Genomic DNA, 254 nt, shown 5'->3' with positions numbered 1-254 from the left:
CTGCGGTTATAAAACACTTCGATGTATTCGAACAGGTCCGCCATCGCTTCTTGATGGGTGCGGTATCGCGTAGCATGCACCCGTTCGTTCTTCAGACTGTTGAAGAAGCTCTCCGTCGGGGCGTTGTCCCAACAATTTCCTTTGCGACTCATCGAGCAACGCATACCGTATTGCGTCAGCTTGCGCTGGAAGTCGTCGCTGGCATATTGGGCTACCCCTGTCCGAATGATGCAGCGCGCCGGTCTCGGGCCGGC

1 pseudogene is annotated in these 254 nt (G+C 56.3%); it reads right to left on the bottom strand.

Features of this window, described 5'->3' with window-relative positions:
* Positions 1–254 (bottom strand): annotated as a pseudogene (locus VSR34_RS39295) (DDE-type integrase/transposase/recombinase); the annotation flags it as partial.

The organism is Paraburkholderia sp. JHI2823 (genome assembly GCF_038900695.1).
GTDB lineage: Bacteria > Pseudomonadota > Gammaproteobacteria > Burkholderiales > Burkholderiaceae > Paraburkholderia > Paraburkholderia mimosarum.
Note: the sequence above shows the minus strand (reverse complement) of the source record. Positions and strands in the feature narration are given on the sequence as shown.